The following is a 17,955-nucleotide window of genomic DNA, read 5'->3' as shown; positions in this document are numbered from 1 at the left end:
TCATCTCAACTAATCTAATTAACTTTTTAAAAAACTTATACCTATATTATTAAGAAGCACTGTGTTTGTCAAGGGTAGAATGTTATTGTTTTTGTGGCTCTTGTTGATTTCTACGAAATTCACTTCTTTTCCGCGGGAAGACGAAAAACGGAAGCGACCCGGTTAGGCTGTCGCCGCCGCAGGAAGTTTGAAATGATCCAAGTGACTGGTCGCTGAGCTAGACATCACTTCCCTGCATTAACCCATTCCGCGGGCCACCTCGCGATTTTCTCTCTGCGGGGTCTCACCTGTCTCGCTTTTCCCGTAGGAGTGTCGCAAATTTCGTTTAAAATTCAACAAAGTCTATAATCAAGTCTATTATTTAAATATTATATTTAAAAGGCTGTTTTACAGTTTGGAAATATACCCGTTTTCCGCGGGCGATCCATAAGTTTCCTCACTTGCACGAACTTTTATAAAATAATCCAAAATCCAAACGTGACCCGAATTGTCATAAATCGTATAAAAACTACGGAAAATAGTTGTTTTGTCCCTGTTATAATGGCTCTATGGAAAAATAAATAATTGGAGTTGATCCATGTGATGAATATGTTGAAAGCTTTCCGCGTAGTTGGCTACTCTGAGGGAGTTTCTTTTCTGCTGTTGCTTGGTATCGCAATGCCTTTAAAATATATGTTCGACTTTCCAATGGCGGTCACTATTGTTGGCGCGATCCACGGCGGATTGTTCGTCCTCTATTGCATGATGGTTGTTTACTTGAAGTTCAATCAAAATTGGTCCATTACAAAAGCTGCCCTTGGAATCCTGGCTTCTGTACTTCCATTCGGTCCTTTCGTGTTTGATGCAAAGGCAGTCAGAAGTTGAAAAAATTTTGTAGGTAATTTCATATTTTTTGCCTTTACCCCTTTACTTTTGTAGATAACAGCTTGAGGCAGATGATTAAGCGCCTTCTCCCAAAGCCGTCAACACAAATACGGAGTTGGCTGTTCAAAAAGTGTCTAATTCTCTCCGAACTTAACAACATTTTGAGAAAAATCGTGGTTTTGATACAAAATGTTGTGTTGGAGGAATCCGACACTTTTCTTTTAGAACAGTCCCTTTCATCTTACCTTGAAAGCTGGCCAGCACTTGTCTCATTTCCAACACTCATATTTTTTGTTATGAACAAATACAGCACCATCGAAATTGTCACTGAAATCGCAGAGGCCATGTAAATTTCACTGTATCCATACCAGGAGGCGATAACCCCAAAGAACATCGCCCCTGTGCCTACACCCAAATCAAATGACGAAAAGAATGTAGCGTTAGCCATTCCTCTACGGTTCTTAGGTGCTGATTGTACAGCCCAAGCTTGAAGTGCTGGCTGGACAGAACCGAATCCTACACCGAAAAAGAGAGCTGCAGCGATCAACATCCATTCATTTGCAAGTAGAGATAAATCAATCATCGCAATCAATATTAAAAAGGTTCCTGGCAAAAATACAGCTTTATGACCTAATCGATCATATAACTTCCCTGAGAACGGGCGGACAATCATCAATGAGAAGGCAAATACAGTGAAGTACCAACCTATCCCACTAATATTCAACTGTTCCGCATATAACGGAAGAAATGAGGTGATTCCTCCAAATGCCATCGTGATAAAGAATAGTAATAATGCTGGAACCAACGCAGTCTTTTCATATAAATCCCATTTCCTTTGAGGTGCATGACTTTTTTCTCCTGGGCGGTAATGGATAAGCGCAGCGATTATCAGAGATGCAAGCCCACAAAAAGCAGCGATTGCAAATGTAATTGAGAAATTCGCTCTAACTACCAACATCAAACCTAGAGCAGGTCCGAATGCCATTGCCAATGTGCCAGCCAGCCCGAAGAATCCCATTCCCTCTCCCCGTCGCTTAGGCGGAATCAAATCCGTGGCTATGGTACCGACTGCAGTAGTAGACATTCCCCAACCAAGTCCTTGTACCACTCTCAGTAAGAATAAAAGCAAGATACTCGAGGTGAATGAATACGCAGCGACTGAAACGACAAAAACTGCCAAACCAATTAAATAGACGAACCTACGACCAAGAGTCTCTAAAACATGACCCGCCCATGGCCGGATGATGAGTGCAGAAAATGTAAAGATTCCAACGATCATTCCGATCATCTCATCTTTTCCGCCAAGTTCGTTGACGAATAAGGGTAATGTCGGCAAGGTCATCTGGAATCCTGCAAAAATGAAAAAGTTTGATAAACAAACGAAAACGAAATCGCGTGTCCATATTTTATCTTTTTGTAGATGAGACTGGTTCTTCATATCTTGTGATGCCTTCTTTCTAAATAGGTACTTGTACCATCTTACACCATTATCCACTTAAATGGTTCTTTTCTGCTCAGAGCTGATACGAAAATCTTTTCTAATCGTGGTCGTGCCTGGCTCTCTTCTACCGCAGGAGGCTCGAATATTTCCAGTGCTTACAGTTTTTCATCTTTCAAATTTTTAAGAAAGCAGCAAAAAAATGACCTTGAGGGAAGGTCTTTACAACCTTTCAAGGTCACTCTACACAAGATTTTATTTTTGAAAATTGGCTGCGTACCAGCTCTTGGCCTCATCGATTTCTTCTCTCATCAACTGGTGTCCGCCTTTTGTCCAAAACTCGGTGACATCAGCATTGACATTTCGTAATGCCTTCGCCAATTCCTTTGTTTCGTCCATCGGTATGAGAGGATCGTTCTCTCCTGCACCTATGAAAACCGGCGATCCTTCTAAGTCTGGTAACTGGACATCCCTAAGTGGCACCATCGCATGGAAAAGGATGGCACCGGCTAAGGCATCTTCATAATGATACATCAGACTTGCAGCAATGTTCGCACCATTCGAATAACCAATGGCAACAACGTTATCTCTATCGAATCCATATTTAGAAGCCATCTCATCTATAAATACTTTCAATCCATTTGTGCGGTACTTCAAATCTTCCTCATCAAAAACACCTTCACGTAGTCTTCTGAAGAATCGGGGCATACCATTTTCTGAGACATTTCCCCTCACTCCTAAAACTGAAGCGCTAGGGGCGATCATTTCAGCAAGAGGCAACAAATCTCTTTCGTTTCCTCCTGTGCCGTGCAACAATAAAAGTGTCGGGGCGTGTTTATCTTTTCCTTCTATATATACATGTTCCATGATAAACCTCCTTGGATGATTTTATCTTAACTCGACAGAAGACTCCCTCTTCAAGCGCGTGAAAGGCGTAGCTAGGGGAGAAGAATGTCGTTAGTCGGAGCTTAAAACTTCACTCAGAACACATGTTCCGGAGGTGGGGGAATGAAGACTCATAAAGCGTACCGATTTAGAATCTACCCTAAACCTTTTCAAGAGGTGCTGATTGCCAAAACCATCGGCTGCTCTCGCTTTGTGTTTAACCATTTTCCTCGCTCAATGGAACGATACGTACACCCAAACAGGAAAAGGCTTAAGCTACACGAAGTGCTCAAAGCAGCTCACTTAAAAAGCAGCTCACCTGGCTAAAAGAAGTTGACAGCATTGCCATTCAAACATCTCTTAAGCACCTTTCGGACTCTTATCAGCGTTTTTTCAATAAACAGAATCAACCACCTAAGTTTAAGTCGAAGAAAAACAAGGTTCAATCTTATACCACGAAGTTTACGAACAACAACATTGAAGTATTTGATCGCCACCTTAAGCTTGGCTTGGTGAAGTATGCCAACAGCCGTAAGGTAGAGGGGCGTATTATGAGCGCTACGATTCGTCGGAATCCGAGTGGAAAGTACTTTGTGTCCCTATTGGTGGAGACGGATGTAAAACCTCTCCCTTCAACAAACTCTACGGTTGGAGTCGATGCAAGCTAAAAGGTTTAGCCATTCTCTCGGATGGAACGGTCTATCCTAATCTTAAGCCTTTTCACAAGCTAGAAATGAAGTTAGCGAAAAATCAAAAGGTACTCTCCCGTAGAATACCCCGCTCCTCCAACTGGCATAAACAACGAAGAAAAGTCGCTAGCATCCACGAGAAAATCACTAACACACGACTGAACTCATCAAAAACCACGATGTGATTGGAATCGAGGATTTGCAGGTTTCCAATATGCTTCAAAACAACACATATGCTAAATCTATCAGTGATGCTTCTTGGGCTCAGCTGCGTACAATGCTTGAGTACAAAGCGAAATGGTATGGCAAGCAAGTGGTCGTCATATCCAAACATTTCCCTTCTTCACAGCTGTGTTCAAAATGCGGCTTTCAGAACTCTATGGTGAAGAACTTAGCGTTGCGTGTTTGGGTGTGCCCGGAGTGTCAGACCCTCCACGATCGAGATAAGAATGCAAGTATCAATATCAAAAAAGAAGCCTTACAAACTGTCGGGACGACAGGGATCTTAGGAATCCCCCACTTTAAACAACCAGTAAGGGTGTTAAGGTGGCGGGTAGTTCAATGTTTCGTTTCCAATGGCTTCAAACGGGCTTCAATCTCTGCTCGATCTTGTTCAAAATAAGGGGGCAGGGCCAAGTTTTCCCCAAGATGGTCAAAATCCTCATCCCCTTCAAATCCGGGGCCATCAGTTGCTAATTCGAACAGAATACCGTTCGGTTCTCTGAAGTATAAGGACTTGAAGTAGTATCGTTCTACAAAACCTGAATTTGGAATCCGTAATTCTTTCAGGTAGGTAATCCATTTTTTCAATTCTTCTTCATTTTCGACGCGGAAAGCAACATGGTGGACACTTCCCCGTCCTTGACGTTCCGGTTGTAGGTCATCTCGATGGACTAGATGGACTTCTCCTCCTGTTCCACCTTCTCCTGTTTCATACACATGGACATCATTTTTATTTCCAGATGCATAGGTTCCTTTTTTTGAGAATCCAAGAACATTAATCAACAGCGTTTCAGATAATTCCAGTTTCGGTACTGTCAAAAAAATCGGACCAAGGCCTTGAATGCCATACTCTATTGGGACGGGGCTCTTATCCCATGGCTTCCCAGGGGCCACGCCATCATTATTTTCGTCTGATACTAACAAGAGACGTTGCCCTTCAAAGTCTTGAAATGCCACTGTTGCACGACCATACTCTTTTGAAACTTCATCATGGTCGATTCCAAACTCATCAAAACGCTTTTGCCAGAAGTCTAATGCTTCATCGCTGGGCACACGAAGCGAAGTCGTCGAAATACTATTTGTTCCAGGATATGTGTTTCCAGCCATCGGGATTTCAAAAAAGGTGAGGTCAGTGCCCGGATTTCCCCTTTCATCTGCATAAAACAAATGATAAACAGATGGGTCATCCTGGTTAATTGTTTTTTTTACTAGTCTCATACCTAGGATTTTCGTATAAAATTCATAGTTCCTTTTGGCATCGCCTGTGATTGCTGATACATGATGAATTCCTTTTAAAGGTTTTCGGTTCATATAAAGCACTCCAATCTTTATATACTTATTAATAGTAAGTTACTTAATGATATTGTAACACCTTGTACAGTTATAGTTAAACTTTTATGCTTATAAGTAGCCATTTTTCCTTTTACCCCTCAATAATTTTCTTTGTCCATTGAACGATGTCATCGGTACAATCGACGACAAATTCTTGTCCCCGGGCAACAGACTGGAAGTACTGATCTTTCCAACTTGTCGGTTTATGGTAGCTTATGTCCACCCCTTTAAAACAATTAGGCAGTGCCCAACAGGATTTGTTCATACCTTCTTTCGTCAAGACCTGTCTTTTATCGTATTTAAACGTCCCATATCCAGAAAGTCTTTTATTCCAGGTAAGATTCTGACCAGCTACATAAATCGTGTTCCCTTTGCTTTTCCTTTTGAGGTGTGTGCAATGGGGATGTGTATTCAGCCAATCAGGTACTCGAGTGGTGGAGTCTACTCGAACGATGTCTTCGATTTGCAAGTATCCATAAATAATATGTCTGCCATTGCGGTCGTTTGGATCAAAGACAATCCTGTTTTCCTTTTGTATTGTTTTACGAAACCACCCAAAAAACAAAAATACATCTCCAGGCTCTACTCCCTGGTTTTCCAAATGCTTTTGCGCTGCCCCGCTTTGACCAAAGGTACCTCTCCAATCTTCCGTTCGTGACATGACATTTGCATCTATGTCTGGATCCAAATGACAACAGCTTTGTGGACTTAGTTCACTCCACTTCTTTCCTGTCTTGATCGTCTCTTTCATTGTGTGCATTTGTTTATAAAAGGATGAATCATTAATGATAAGATCTCCGTAAGTAATTGAGCTGTCTTGATCAGGTATTGGTAAGGAAAATAACGTACTATCCGGCAATATCGGACTTGGATATCCACCGGCTGACGAATCAAACCCTTTCCTGCTGAGAATGATCTTCAACTTCACCTCTCACCCTTCCTACAACATTCGTTACTTTTCACATTAAACAGTACCAGCGACTTTTCCTTCTTACAAATGAAAAATAGTTCCAATAATAACCACCACTGAAGAGCTTGTTCCTGCATTAAGAAATGAGGGATTGAATATCTTGATTTTATGAAGATGGTTTGCTTTTAGCAACTGTTGGAAGGGTGATGGATTTATGATGAATTATCTGCCTCCCTATTACACACCATCAAAGATGATTTCATGGATTCGGGATGGTATTCCTAAGCCGCAAAGACCTAGAACGGTCATCATCGCTGGTGCTGGGATGTCGGGTCTTGTTGCAGGCTCATTACTAAAACAAGCTGGTCATACGGTAAAAATAATTGAAGCTCGAAACCGGATTGGCGGTCGAGTCTATACGATTAGAAAACCATTTACTGATGGCAACTATTTTGAGGCAGGAGCAATGCGTATCCCAAATACGCATTTTTTAGTTTTTGAATATATTAAGAAGTTTGGATTAGAAATCAATCCATTCATCAATTCCACACCGAACGACCTCATCTACGCTAATGGCGTGAAGACACGGTCCTTTTTTTATAAAAAGCATCCAGACGTACTAAGATATCCTGTAGCACCTGGGGAACAAGGGAAAACAGATATGCAACTGAATCATTCCATTATGAATCCACTTATTAAATTCCTCGAAAAAGATCCCATAAACAATTGGCAATTTATAGTCCCGTTATTGGAACAGTATTCATTTTCAACTTTTTTCCGCCACAACCCAGCTGGTCCTAAATTATCTGATGGAGCAATTGAAATGATCAAAGTCCTCTCGATTGTTGAGGGCTTACCAGAATTGTCCTTTCTTGAAATCCTTCGAGAATACGTTATCTTATACAGCAAAGATATTTCTTTTTATGAAATCAAAGGGGGACTTGATCGGCTTCCTAAATCTTTTATTCCTCAACTCGATGAAAACATTTATTTCAACCAGAAACTTAGAAGAATAGATCAAACTACCAACCAGATCATGTTTTCTTGCTTGGATACGAAAACTGGGCAAGCAACTGAAGTCCAAGGAGATTCGGCGATTGTTACCTTGCCTTTTACTGTACTGCAATTCGTCGATGTCCAGCCGCGAAACTCCTTCTCCCACAACAAATGGAAAGCACTACGCGAGTTGCACTATGTTCCATCAACGAAAATCGGTTTACAGTTCAAAGATCGTTTTTGGGAGAGACAAGGACTTTACGGTGGAAAAACAATAACGGATCTACCAATACGATTAGCCCATTATCCTAGTCATAATTTCAACAGTAAGAGTGGGGTTATCCTAGGAAGTTATACTTGGGAAGATGACGCACTAATTTGGACTGGTAAGAGTGAACAAGAACGGATTCATGCTGCTCTGACAGACCTGGCAGAAATTCATGGGAGAAACATTACCAAGGAATTTGAAACAGGTGCAACTCACAGCTGGGTACTGGATCCATATGCATCCGGAGCATTCACTTTATTCAAGCCTGAACAAGAGACAGAACTAATGCCATATTTATCTTCACCCGAAGGTAAAGTCCATTTTGCAGGAGAGCATACTTCCCTTCCCCATGGTTGGATACAAGGTGCAATTGAATCAGGTATAAGGGCAGCTATTGAAGTGAATAAGGGATGATAGTGGGTTAAAAGATTAGTCTCAGTCAAAGGACTTTGAGAATGTGCAAGCCTCCGTAACGAGGTGCGCAGAGAAATTGATTTCTAGCTCAACGACCAATCACTTCACACTTTCTGTGGCCCATGAACATTGATTTACATTATAGTTGATACTTGCCCAGAACCAGGTCTTTGTTTGGTTCGAGTCTCCTTGTCAGTCTCCCCAATGAACTGCTTGATTAAACGGAAAAAACAAGTAAAGAAGAGGCTGTCAACCTTGTGAATCCACCTCTTCTTTAAAAATGTTTATTCTTCTACATATTCAATATCATATTTCGAAATAAGCCATTCTCTATCTGTATATTTAAAATGGATATTGACAATATGGGTACCGTTTAGTTCGTTATGCTTTTCTTGGGACAAGGTATAAAACCGTTCGTCTTCTTTTGTGATGTCATACTCTTTTCCAAAATCAATGGTTGGAATTCCATGTAACCGATACATATGCAGTTCACCATCGCGTTCTTCATAAAATGAATCCACCCATTTTTCTGCTACTTCATTTGATGCATACGGTTCTAATTCTTTGACTAATGCACTTTTTGAGTGATATTTGATCACATTGTTACCTGGTTCGTCTATTTCTTGGATCAACATGTCGATGAATTTCTTAGTAAGGTTTTCTGCGTCGTCTTCATTAAATTCAATTGGATCATTTTCCTCTTCTTCCAATGGTTTTGTCAAATCAGTCTTTTCTGATTGATCAGCCTTTTCGGATTGTAAGGAATGATAACCAAAAGATCCTATAATCAATAGCAAAATCGATAATGTGGCGAAACTAAGGGTTTTCTTAAAAATAAACGTTTTATTACTAATTGGTTTTACTCTTTGGTATACATTTTCCATTTTTTCTTTTGGGAAATGAATTTGATTTAATGAGCTGTCTTCTCTAAAACGAGATAAATGTTTCATCATTTTTGATCATTCCTTTTATTCAATTCATCTTCTAATAATTGTCTTGCTCTTCTAAGCCTTGTACGTATTGATGTGTCCTTCATATTTAACAGCAAACCGATTTCATTAGTAGACAGCTCTTGAAAATAATGTAGTATGATGATTTCCCGATATTTCACTGGTAAATCCAAAATAGCTTCTGTCAAAGCATCATGATCTATTTTTTTATTCAATTCAGATTCAGGCGTCGTTTTTGTCTTAGGAGTTTTGAAGATGGGGAGCTCGAATTGGATATATTTTCGCCAGCCACTCTTCAAATGATCTTTACATTTATTGATTGTGATCCTGTTCAACCATGTTTTCACAGAAGAATTTCCTTTAAATGTATCCAATTTCATATAACATTTGACAAAGACTTCTTGCGTAATATCTTCTGCTAAAGTTTGCTCCTTCACATACGAATAAGCTAATCGTGTTAGATCATTACCGTACAAATTCATGATTTCTACAAGGACATCATCTTTATCCACTTGTTGTAACTTATACTGTTCCATTATACTTTCCAAATCAGATCATCCTTTTTATTCGGTTCATACATTAGACGACGAAATCTTGATAACAATTCAAATATTTGTTTACTTTTTAGGGGTTTTCGAAGAGAAAGTTGTTTAACTGTAAAGCGAAAGTATACTCGCTTTCCGCAGGTAATCTGCAAGCCTCCTCATTTGCAGGGGGATCTCGACACAAAAGTGAAATCATTTTCGTGTCTGCGATGAGAAGACTTAGAAGCTTTCCTTCTGCTGGCTTCGACGATCTCCAAAGGACGTGGTGGTATTAATCGAAGTTCAAAATTATACTCGAAGATTCATATGTTGGCATTTGCGGAGTTTCTATTTTGCTTTCCTGCAAGAGTTTCTTATATTTCCATTGCTAACACATATTGTTAATCTCCTTAGCGCTGAACTTTTAGAAAACAATCATTTTATGTACAATTTAATACTACAAAAAAGACTGACTTTGAAGTGTCTCCTCCCAATTCATGTTGGAAGTTTACGACATTTCTGAGCCAGTCTCAATATCGTCATTGTTTTTAAAGTCCATGATTCCATAAGATTTTCCCGGACTTATTTTCATAGTCCAAATCGACATGAAAATTGTGTTTTTCATAAAAGTACAAGAGACGGTCGACATGATCCCAATCCCTTTCGGCAATATCACCAGTAATATAAGGGATATTATTATCCTTGGCCATCTCTTTTAAATAGTTCAAGCATATGGAACCATATCCTTTGTTGGCAGGTCCTTTAATATCTCCAATATGAATTCGATCATGCTCGGGATAATAGGCTTGAACCGAAAAGTCCCACACTCCTTTAAATGCACTCTCGCAATCATTCAACATGATATTGCATCGTTTCTTTTCTTCTGATTTATAGACGATGACCAAGTTCTCTTCTTTCGTTTGATCTATTCCTACTACATCCCACTTCTTCGCAATACGTTTCATATCTTCTTGCATTCGGAATACTTGAAATTCCAGTTCTTCAGGCTCCATCATACGTTCCTTAGAAAATGGTTGTCGTAGCGTTAATGACATTGTTATCTCCTTCCTTAGTTTGAATATCTTTCAAGATGTTATTATGGGCTTATTTACCTAGATTGGTGCACACAATTTTCCATTTTACAAGAGGTTGATCATTTTTTCAAATGGCTCTGCTAAATGGATTTGTTAGTCTACATTGGTGATTTTAGTGAAATTAATGATCATTCCTTTTTAGAAAGCTTTGTTAATCTACGTTGTTGATTTTACACTTAAAGAAGTATGATCATACTTTCTTCAGTATAAGCGCAACTTAGGCTCAGCCTGCACCAAAGGCTTAGCTTTGCCAGGTTTACTTTAAACGAAATTCACGACACTCCTGCGGGAAAAGCGAGCCAGGTGAGACCCCGCAGAGAGAAAATCGCGAGGAGACCCGCGGAATTGGGTTAATGCAGGGAAGTGCTGTCTAGCTCAGCGACCAGTCACTTGGGGCACTTCAAACTTCCTGCGGCGGTCGACACATTGATTGACATCCTTATGAGTGGGCCTCGCAGAACCAAGTCTTTGTTTGGTTCGAGCCTCCTCGTCAGTTTTCCAGTGACCTATGTGCCTAACCGGGTCGCTTCCGCTTTTCGTTTGCTTGCGGAAAGGGAGTGAATTTCGAAGAAATCAACATCATTCTTAAACAAAGCCAACCGAATAAAAAAGGCTTGCCACACTTTTGCGGGCAAGTCCCTGTGATAGTATATAGGCTATTGATCATCAAGTGCTCTTAGTGCAAGGGTTTCGATCACAGCATCGTCCATTGGCGGATTGTGTAAACCAGCACGAACATCCCGATAGTATCTTTCAAAGTTTGAGGACTTCGATAAACCCCTCCCACCAACGATCCTCATTGCTAGATCCACAACTTTGTTGGCAGCATTCGTTGCAATTGTTTTTACAGCTGCTAATTCTGGTCCGAGTTTTATTCGTTCCTCTGGATATCGATCCCACTTCTCTGCAATAGCATACATGAAGTGTCTGGCATTCAACAGCTCTAGCTCCATTTGTCCGATTTTTTCTCTTACATGATGGACTTCAGAAATTGTAGTCTGCAAACTGTTAGGTTGATAATTTTCCGCAAATTCAATAGCTTCGTTCCGAGCTGCAATGGCAATGCCTAGGTAACATGCAGGTATGTGCAATAACCAGCCTTTAGGTACAGGATTTTTTTGTTTGTCTGATTTTCGTTCCATAAGTCTGGACCGGTCGACTTGGACATCTGTAAGTACGAGATCATCGCTCCCAGTCCCCCGCATCCCTAGTGTATTCCAGGTATGTTCGACAGACACTCCAGGTTGTTCTTTATCAATGAGGAACCATGCAATTTCATCGGATTCTTCGATATATGCTGAAACGAGATAATAATCTAAAACATCCGCCATCGTTGTGAATGATTTACGACCATTAATCGTATAACCGATTCCACCCTTTACCGCCTTTGTTTCAGGAATGCCACCTCTAGTTGGGCTGCCTGTAGCAGGCTCGGTTGCTGCACGGTTGATCGTTTTCTTATGATTTGCGACTTCCGAACATAACCATTCAAATGCAGCAGCCTCCCACAGACTTTCATCTCGGATTTCCATGATGATACCAAGGTGCCATCCGATAGACAGCGCTACAGAGCCATCTCCCTCAGCAAGTTTTTCTTGTAATAGGACGAATTCATAAAGGGAAAGACCTTTTCCTCCTGATTCTTCCGGGAGTGACAGAGCTAAATAATTCGATTCCTTCAAATCCTCTAAATTCTCAGACGAAAAGGTTCCTTTCTTATCCGTTTCTGAAGCTCTCTCATGGATTTTAACTGCAAGTTGTTCGGATAACTTGAATAATTTTCTCTGTCGTTTTGTTTTGATAAAAGGTTCATACACATCCCACATCAGCATTCACTCCAACGTTAATAATAATCAAATCTTACTAAACATGTCGGATTTATTTCAACTACTAAGTACTGAATGATAGAACCTTTCAGATGACATTTAGTTTGACACTTTTCTCTCATCCGATAATTCGGTGAGGTAATTACGTTTCAATAAATATCTTAAATGTTGGACAGGCATAGACCCATAGCCTTGTTGGTTCCCCAGATTGAAAGAAACGACACTTCTATGGTGAGAGGTGATCTTGAGCGTCTTTGCAGAATTGAAGTTACCAGATGCATTATCCATGATTTGATAAACAGTTCCATCTTTAATGTTCATTGAAAGTCTCCTTTTGTTCTTTTCCTTTATTATTTGCAATAAGTAAAATTTTTATTGTTCTAATCAACATTAAAGTGTAATGAAAGCAAATAAAAAAACCATTTGGAACGTTAACTAATCCAAATGGTTCATACTTTCAAATTAAGGTCATTCAGTTCTTTTTCCTTATTACTTTCTCCTACGTGTATTGGCTTTAAAAAAATCCATTACCACACTCGTTACATATTGATACTTTGACTACGAAACTACATCATTCTTGTAAAATATTTGTGAAAAATAGCATATTTCTTGGGAGGTTGTTTATGATTCCTAGTATGAAGGTTACTCCAATATAATAATACTCTTTCACCTAAACTTCTCATGCTTCGACAAGAAAAATAGATACTCTTCTATAATATTACGAAGCAAAATACAAAAAGGGCTGTCGAAAAAGTGTGTCAAACACTTTTTCGACAGCCCCTTTAAAATATGATATTGATGAATTATCCTACTAATTCGTCTTTCTTTTTATCTTGATCTCCCCAGCATTCAGTATTATGAATACCAAGTTTCTTAGGGTTGAAAGTAGGATCTTTACCTTCCTTACGTTGCATTTCGTAATCCTTAAGGACCTTGAAGGCAACTTTACCAAGCAAAGCGATTCCTACCAAGTTGATCAATGTCATCAAGGCCATAAACAGATCTGCAAGGCTCCATACGAATGCTAATGGCAATACAGCCCCGACCATTACCATAGCCATTGTTGCTAAACGGTATACGAAAATGGCAGGTCTGCTTTCCTTGATGAATTCGATATTCGTTTCACCATAGTAGTAGCTTCCGATAATCGAACTGAACGCGAAAAGGAAGATTGCTATAGCAATGAATATACTTGCTGCTCCACCGATGTGATCACCGAGTGAATCTTGCAGCAACTGGATTCCTGCAGTGTCTCCAGAAGAATAAATACCAGACATCAAGATGATGAATGCTGTAGCGGAACAAACAATGATTGTATCCAAGAAAACACCAAGTGTTTGGATGAATCCTTGCTTCGCAGGATGGGAAACGCTTGCTGTAGCAGCGGCATTCGGTGCACTACCCATACCCGCTTCGTTAGAGAATAGTCCACGTTTTACACCATTCATGATTGCTGCACCAATTCCCCCACCGACAGCTTGTTCAAGTCCGAAAGCACTTTTTACGATAAGTGCGAACATTGCCGGAATCTGTCCGATGTTAAGTGCTAAAACAATAAGTGCAATGATGATGTAAAGAACTGCCATAATTGGGACGACGACTGCAGAAACATTTGCAATACGTTGTACCCCTCCGAAAATAACCAATCCTGTAAGAACTGTAATAATAATTCCAACTACGGTTCCATTCAAGCCGAATGCGTTTACATATGCTTCCGAAATCGTATTACTTTGTACAGAGTTAAAAATAAGTCCGAATGTTATAGCGATCAAAACCGCAAAAATGATCCCTAACCATCTTTTTCCTAGACCTTTTTCAATATAATAGGCTGGTCCACCACGGAAAGCTGTTTTGTCTTTCACTTTGTACACCTGTGCCAACGTACTCTCAATGAAGCTTGTCGCCCCACCCACTAGCGCAACGATCCACATCCAGAATACAGCACCTGGTCCTCCTAGTCCGATTGCAACTGCAACTCCGGCTAAGTTCCCTGTTCCGATTCTCGTAGCTGCACCGATACAGAAAGATTTGAATGAAGAAATACTTTTTCCATCTTGAAGCGTGGATTTTTCAAATAGGACTCGTCCCATCTCACCTAAGTAACGGAACTGCACGAATCTTGTAGCTATCGTGAAATAAAGACCTAGCCCAAGTAATCCAGCTATAAGAACATACCCCCATAAATAACCGTTTAAAGTTCCTACGATACTTTCTAACACATTACCTAACCCCTTTTCATTTTTTATTTTTTCTGAATATTTGCTCAAGAACAATTATATGTTCAAGGTAAAAATATTGCAACAATTTTCTGCATTATCCTACAAACAGGGTGAAGAGGTAAAAAAATGGTCTTCCGCTAGTTTTTCTTGTCATATCAATAGTTAGCAAGGTTCAATTTACGAAACAAAAGGTAGTAATTTAGGGTGAAAAAAATTACAGGCGTAGGAAATAAGTCCTTTTGGTTTTTAGAGAATTCGTAATAATCGAAAATTATTCGGGGATATCTCCTGAGCTCACATAAAAGAGGCTCCTCCAAAGGAAAAGCCCCTATAAAGTCGTCATGAATCTTTTTGCAACCTTTTATATTGGTATTGGCTCCATTTATAGCGTATAAAACAACCTACACAAAATCCTAATATCGCTACAAACGATGCAATTGCAACCAACAGTGATACAATGTGGCCTATGATGGTCGCTCCCATAAGATAACCTCCGAAAGCAATTGTCAGAAGAATTGTGGCGATCCATTGGTTAAACTTTTGTTGCTGTTTGTCTTCGGCAATATACTCTGAAAATGGACGTTTAAGAAACAATTCAGCAAATTCCATGATTGGATTATAATTCAGCAACAGTCCAGATATTCCACTGAAGAGAGGTATCAGAAGGATCCATTCTGCACCACTGATCCATACACTAAGAACAGATAAAAATAGTACCCATTGATTTGTTTGCACCAGTGGTCTTGGTATTGTTTGGCTCTTCTCGTTCATTTTAAATCCGACCTTTCACATATGAATGATATACTTATAATAAATGTATTCAAGTCAAATGTGAAATGCTTTGGAGTATTTTTCAGTCCCTCAGATCGATTTGCCCGATTTTTTCGAAAGTAGATAATTCGTGAGCAACTATTTTACTCCTTGATAACGAGTAAATCGTATTCTGGATATACAGTAGACGTTGAATATCCGTTTCCCACTGTTCAAATCGTTTTTCCCCTTCTGTTTGTGTGTGAGAGAGTTTTGCAGCCAAGTTAAAACCATCCTTCGTGTCAATGTTATAGATCATCGCACCTTGAAAGGCATTTTCAATTTGCGCTTTCCCTTCTTCGTAATTGTAGATGTGGATAGGAAAAGCAAAAATGTTTCGTTGTTTATCAAATAATAGCGATTTATGATCATGGTTCAGTAGCGAATAGGTTCCGTTCCCATTGATGATTTCAGTGTGTTTTTCTATAGGATTATTCATATCACTGACATCGAAAATCGATATTTTGATACCGTCCGTTTGAACGAATGGTTCACTAACGGAAGAGTTCTCTACTAATTTCGTATTTTGTCCGAATCCAATCAGATGATTTTCATCGTATGGATGCAGATAATTACTGAAACCTGGTATTTTTAGTTCACCTTTCACTTTTGGATTTGTTGGGTCGCTCGCATCAATGACGAACAAAGGATCTACTTGTTTGAATGTGACGATATAGATACGATCTTGCATGAATCGGGCAGAATATATCCGTTCACCTTGTGCAAGATCAGTTATCTCTCCAATTTTTCTTAACTTCTCATCAAATATGAATAAATGATTGGATGATGGATTATCATCATTCCACGTATTCCCGCTTGTAGTAGCAACTCGGAATTTGCCTCTGTACTCATCCATTGAAAATTGATTTAAAACCGTACCCTCAATTTCAGTCGAATGCTTGAATTTTACAACTTCTTCATTGAAAGTGAATTTATAAACTACGGTATCAGGCGTAAATTCAACTCTTGTATCTGTTGTAAGATCCGGGTAGGTATTAACTGCAATAAAAATATTTTCCTTGGACATATACAATTGGTTTCCACTTCCTAAATAAGTGGTGAACCGTGCTTTTTTCCTTGGTTTGTCAATAGGGATAGATGAAATGATCGTAAAGTTCGTATCTTTTGAATCGGAAAAGTAATTGATTTTCTCGTAGTCGATATATTTTGATCCATCGTTATCCGCACTGTCCCTCACTTTTGGTCTGAGATCGATATTTTTACCCTGATCCTTCTTTTCTGCTAAAGGCCAGTAGTTAGGATGATGATTGGAAATTAAGTACAGATAGTTATCTGATCGACGTGCTGTAAAATAGGAGCCTTCAATTTCCACTTCCCTTTCCAAAATAGGTTTAGATCGATCTTTAATATCATAAAAATAAGCTTTTAATGTGTGATGTATCGGTAATAACGCAACGTCTTTAGCAGATGTTCCTCTATTCTGGATAGCTTGCATTTCTTTAAGACTGTGACCGATAATAACTAAGCGGTCTTTATATAATATCAATTCCTGTGGGGATAACTCATGTTCCTTGAAGGTGATGGCCGCTACCTTCTTCATTTCACTGGCCGGATATGCCTTCGTGATGATAACACGGTCTTGGAGGACTTGATATACATATCTGCCATCATTTTTAACGATATCGGCTTCATCCACCCCATCTACCTGGACATTCGTTTCTGAAAAATCTCCAGATCCGCTGCTATCAGCTTTTGCGCTGGCACTTGCGTCTGAAGACTCCTCTGTAGCTATAGCATCTCCACGTGAGAATAGACGTGTCTTTTGTTTATTTTCTCTGATAGCTTGCAAAAAATAGTCGTTTAATTTCTCCTTCGATCCGATTACTGGTAAGGTTCGTTCCACAATGAATTTCATAGGTGGGATTTCTTTTATTTTTCTCCCCTGGGTTGAACGAATACCATTCTCAACATGAAGTGTAAAATAGCTGCTCGAAAGATTGTAACCTGTTTCTGGTGGCTGGATCAGAACAGTACGTTGATCATCATCAATAGTAAAAGATACATTTTGTCTCTCGCCATCAGAATCCGTGACATAAATAGTATCCTCTTTGATTGTTTTGACATCTATCTTCTTGGAAAAAAGGATTTTCCAAGTTTTATTTTGCAAAACAACGGGTGTGTCTTGATTCTCATCCCAGGCGTTCAATACTTTAGGTTGGTTAGTCCAATAAAAATAACCAATTGCAATTATTACAACCAAACCAGTTAATAACCACCACTTTTTCATTTGCCTGCCCCCTTTTTTCCTGGGCTCTGTTAGACTATATTGTTGATTCTGCGAAATTATCTCCCTTTCCCCGGGCGATCCGCAAGCTTCTTCAGCTAACTTGCACAGGATGTGTTGGCTTCGACGTTCACCACACGACGTGGTCAGACCCTTAAGTTCGTTTGCGGGGTCTTGCCTGGCTCGCTTTTCCCGCAGGAGTGTCGTGAATTTCGCTTAAAATCAACAAGTCCTTTAACAGTGCCTTTTCCTAAAGACGTATGTAACTA

Annotated in this window: 14 protein-coding genes and 1 pseudogene; 3 read left to right on the top strand and 12 right to left on the bottom strand. The window is 39.7% G+C overall.

Going from position 1 to position 17,955, the window contains the following annotated elements:
• Positions 1-588 precede the first annotated feature (588 nt).
• Complete coding sequence (locus KOL94_RS05955; RefSeq protein WP_260412214.1) at positions 589-864, top strand: DUF3817 domain-containing protein; 276 nt, start codon at positions 589-591, stop codon at positions 862-864.
• Between the two features lie 241 nt (positions 865-1,105).
• Here the strand turns inward: KOL94_RS05955 and KOL94_RS05950 are convergent, their stop codons facing one another.
• Both KOL94_RS05950 and KOL94_RS05945 read right to left on the bottom strand, forming a co-directional pair.
• Positions 1,106-2,302, bottom strand: coding sequence for an MFS transporter (locus tag KOL94_RS05950; protein WP_221564926.1), 1,197 nt, complete (start codon positions 2,300-2,302; stop codon positions 1,106-1,108).
• A gap of 255 nt (positions 2,303-2,557) precedes the next feature.
• Complete coding sequence (locus KOL94_RS05945; protein ID WP_221564924.1) at positions 2,558-3,169, bottom strand: alpha/beta hydrolase; 612 nt, start codon at positions 3,167-3,169, stop codon at positions 2,558-2,560.
• A 141-nt stretch (positions 3,170-3,310) separates the two neighbouring features.
• Between KOL94_RS05945 and tnpB the strand changes: the two are divergent.
• Positions 3,311-4,381 (top strand): annotated as a pseudogene (tnpB, locus tag KOL94_RS25155) (IS200/IS605 family element RNA-guided endonuclease TnpB); the annotation flags it as partial.
• Positions 4,382-4,434: 53 nt separating this feature from the next.
• Here the strand turns inward: tnpB and KOL94_RS05925 are convergent.
• Both KOL94_RS05925 and KOL94_RS05920 read right to left on the bottom strand, forming a co-directional pair.
• A complete protein-coding gene (locus KOL94_RS05925) occupies positions 4,435-5,409 on the bottom strand; it encodes a ring-cleaving dioxygenase (RefSeq protein WP_221564923.1) in 975 nt (324 codons plus the stop codon).
• Between the two features lie 112 nt (positions 5,410-5,521).
• Positions 5,522-6,358, bottom strand: coding sequence for an Nmad3 family putative nucleotide modification protein (locus KOL94_RS05920; RefSeq protein WP_221564922.1), 837 nt, complete (start codon positions 6,356-6,358; stop codon positions 5,522-5,524).
• Positions 6,359-6,554: 196 nt separating this feature from the next.
• On the opposite strand from KOL94_RS05920, the gene KOL94_RS05915 reads away from it, so the two are divergent.
• Positions 6,555-8,018: a flavin monoamine oxidase family protein gene (locus tag KOL94_RS05915; RefSeq protein ID WP_221564921.1), complete on the top strand. Its 1,464-nt coding sequence runs from the start codon at positions 6,555-6,557 to the stop codon at positions 8,016-8,018.
• Between the two features lie 284 nt (positions 8,019-8,302).
• Here KOL94_RS05915 and KOL94_RS05910 read toward each other — a convergent pair whose 3' ends face one another.
• From KOL94_RS05910 to KOL94_RS05875, 8 genes are all read right to left on the bottom strand, one after another.
• Positions 8,303-8,971, bottom strand: a complete 669-nt coding sequence (locus KOL94_RS05910; RefSeq protein ID WP_221564920.1) for a hypothetical protein — start codon at positions 8,969-8,971, stop codon at positions 8,303-8,305.
• Positions 8,968-9,504 carry a sigma-70 family RNA polymerase sigma factor gene (locus KOL94_RS05905; RefSeq protein WP_221564919.1) on the bottom strand — a complete coding sequence of 179 codons (537 nt, stop codon included), beginning with the start codon at positions 9,502-9,504 and terminating at the stop codon, positions 8,968-8,970. Before KOL94_RS05905 ends, KOL94_RS05910 begins: the two co-directional genes overlap by 4 nt.
• Before the next feature lie 536 nt (positions 9,505-10,040).
• Positions 10,041-10,547, bottom strand: a complete 507-nt coding sequence (locus tag KOL94_RS05900; RefSeq protein ID WP_221564918.1) for a hypothetical protein — start codon at positions 10,545-10,547, stop codon at positions 10,041-10,043.
• 695 nt (positions 10,548-11,242) lie between these two features.
• Positions 11,243-12,412, bottom strand: coding sequence for an acyl-CoA dehydrogenase family protein (locus KOL94_RS05895; RefSeq protein WP_221564917.1), 1,170 nt, complete (start codon positions 12,410-12,412; stop codon positions 11,243-11,245).
• 99 nt (positions 12,413-12,511) lie between these two features.
• Positions 12,512-12,733 (bottom strand): hypothetical protein, encoded by a 222-nt coding sequence (locus KOL94_RS05890; protein WP_221564916.1) that lies wholly within the window; start codon positions 12,731-12,733, stop codon positions 12,512-12,514.
• 482 nt (positions 12,734-13,215) lie between these two features.
• Positions 13,216-14,631, bottom strand: a complete 1,416-nt coding sequence (locus KOL94_RS05885) for an alanine/glycine:cation symporter family protein (protein ID WP_221564915.1) — start codon at positions 14,629-14,631, stop codon at positions 13,216-13,218.
• 339 nt (positions 14,632-14,970) lie between these two features.
• Positions 14,971-15,402: a DUF4395 domain-containing protein gene (locus KOL94_RS05880; RefSeq protein WP_221564913.1), complete on the bottom strand. Its 432-nt coding sequence runs from the start codon at positions 15,400-15,402 to the stop codon at positions 14,971-14,973.
• Positions 15,403-15,484: 82 nt separating this feature from the next.
• Positions 15,485-17,689: a beta-propeller domain-containing protein gene (locus KOL94_RS05875; protein WP_221564911.1), complete on the bottom strand. Its 2,205-nt coding sequence runs from the start codon at positions 17,687-17,689 to the stop codon at positions 15,485-15,487.
• Between the last annotated feature and the right edge of the window lie 266 nt (positions 17,690-17,955).

The sequence above is a fragment of the Alkalihalobacillus sp. TS-13 genome, assembly GCF_019720915.1.
Classification (GTDB): Bacteria; Bacillota; Bacilli; order Bacillales; family Fictibacillaceae; genus Pseudalkalibacillus.
This window is presented reverse-complemented; position numbering and strand designations above follow the sequence as displayed.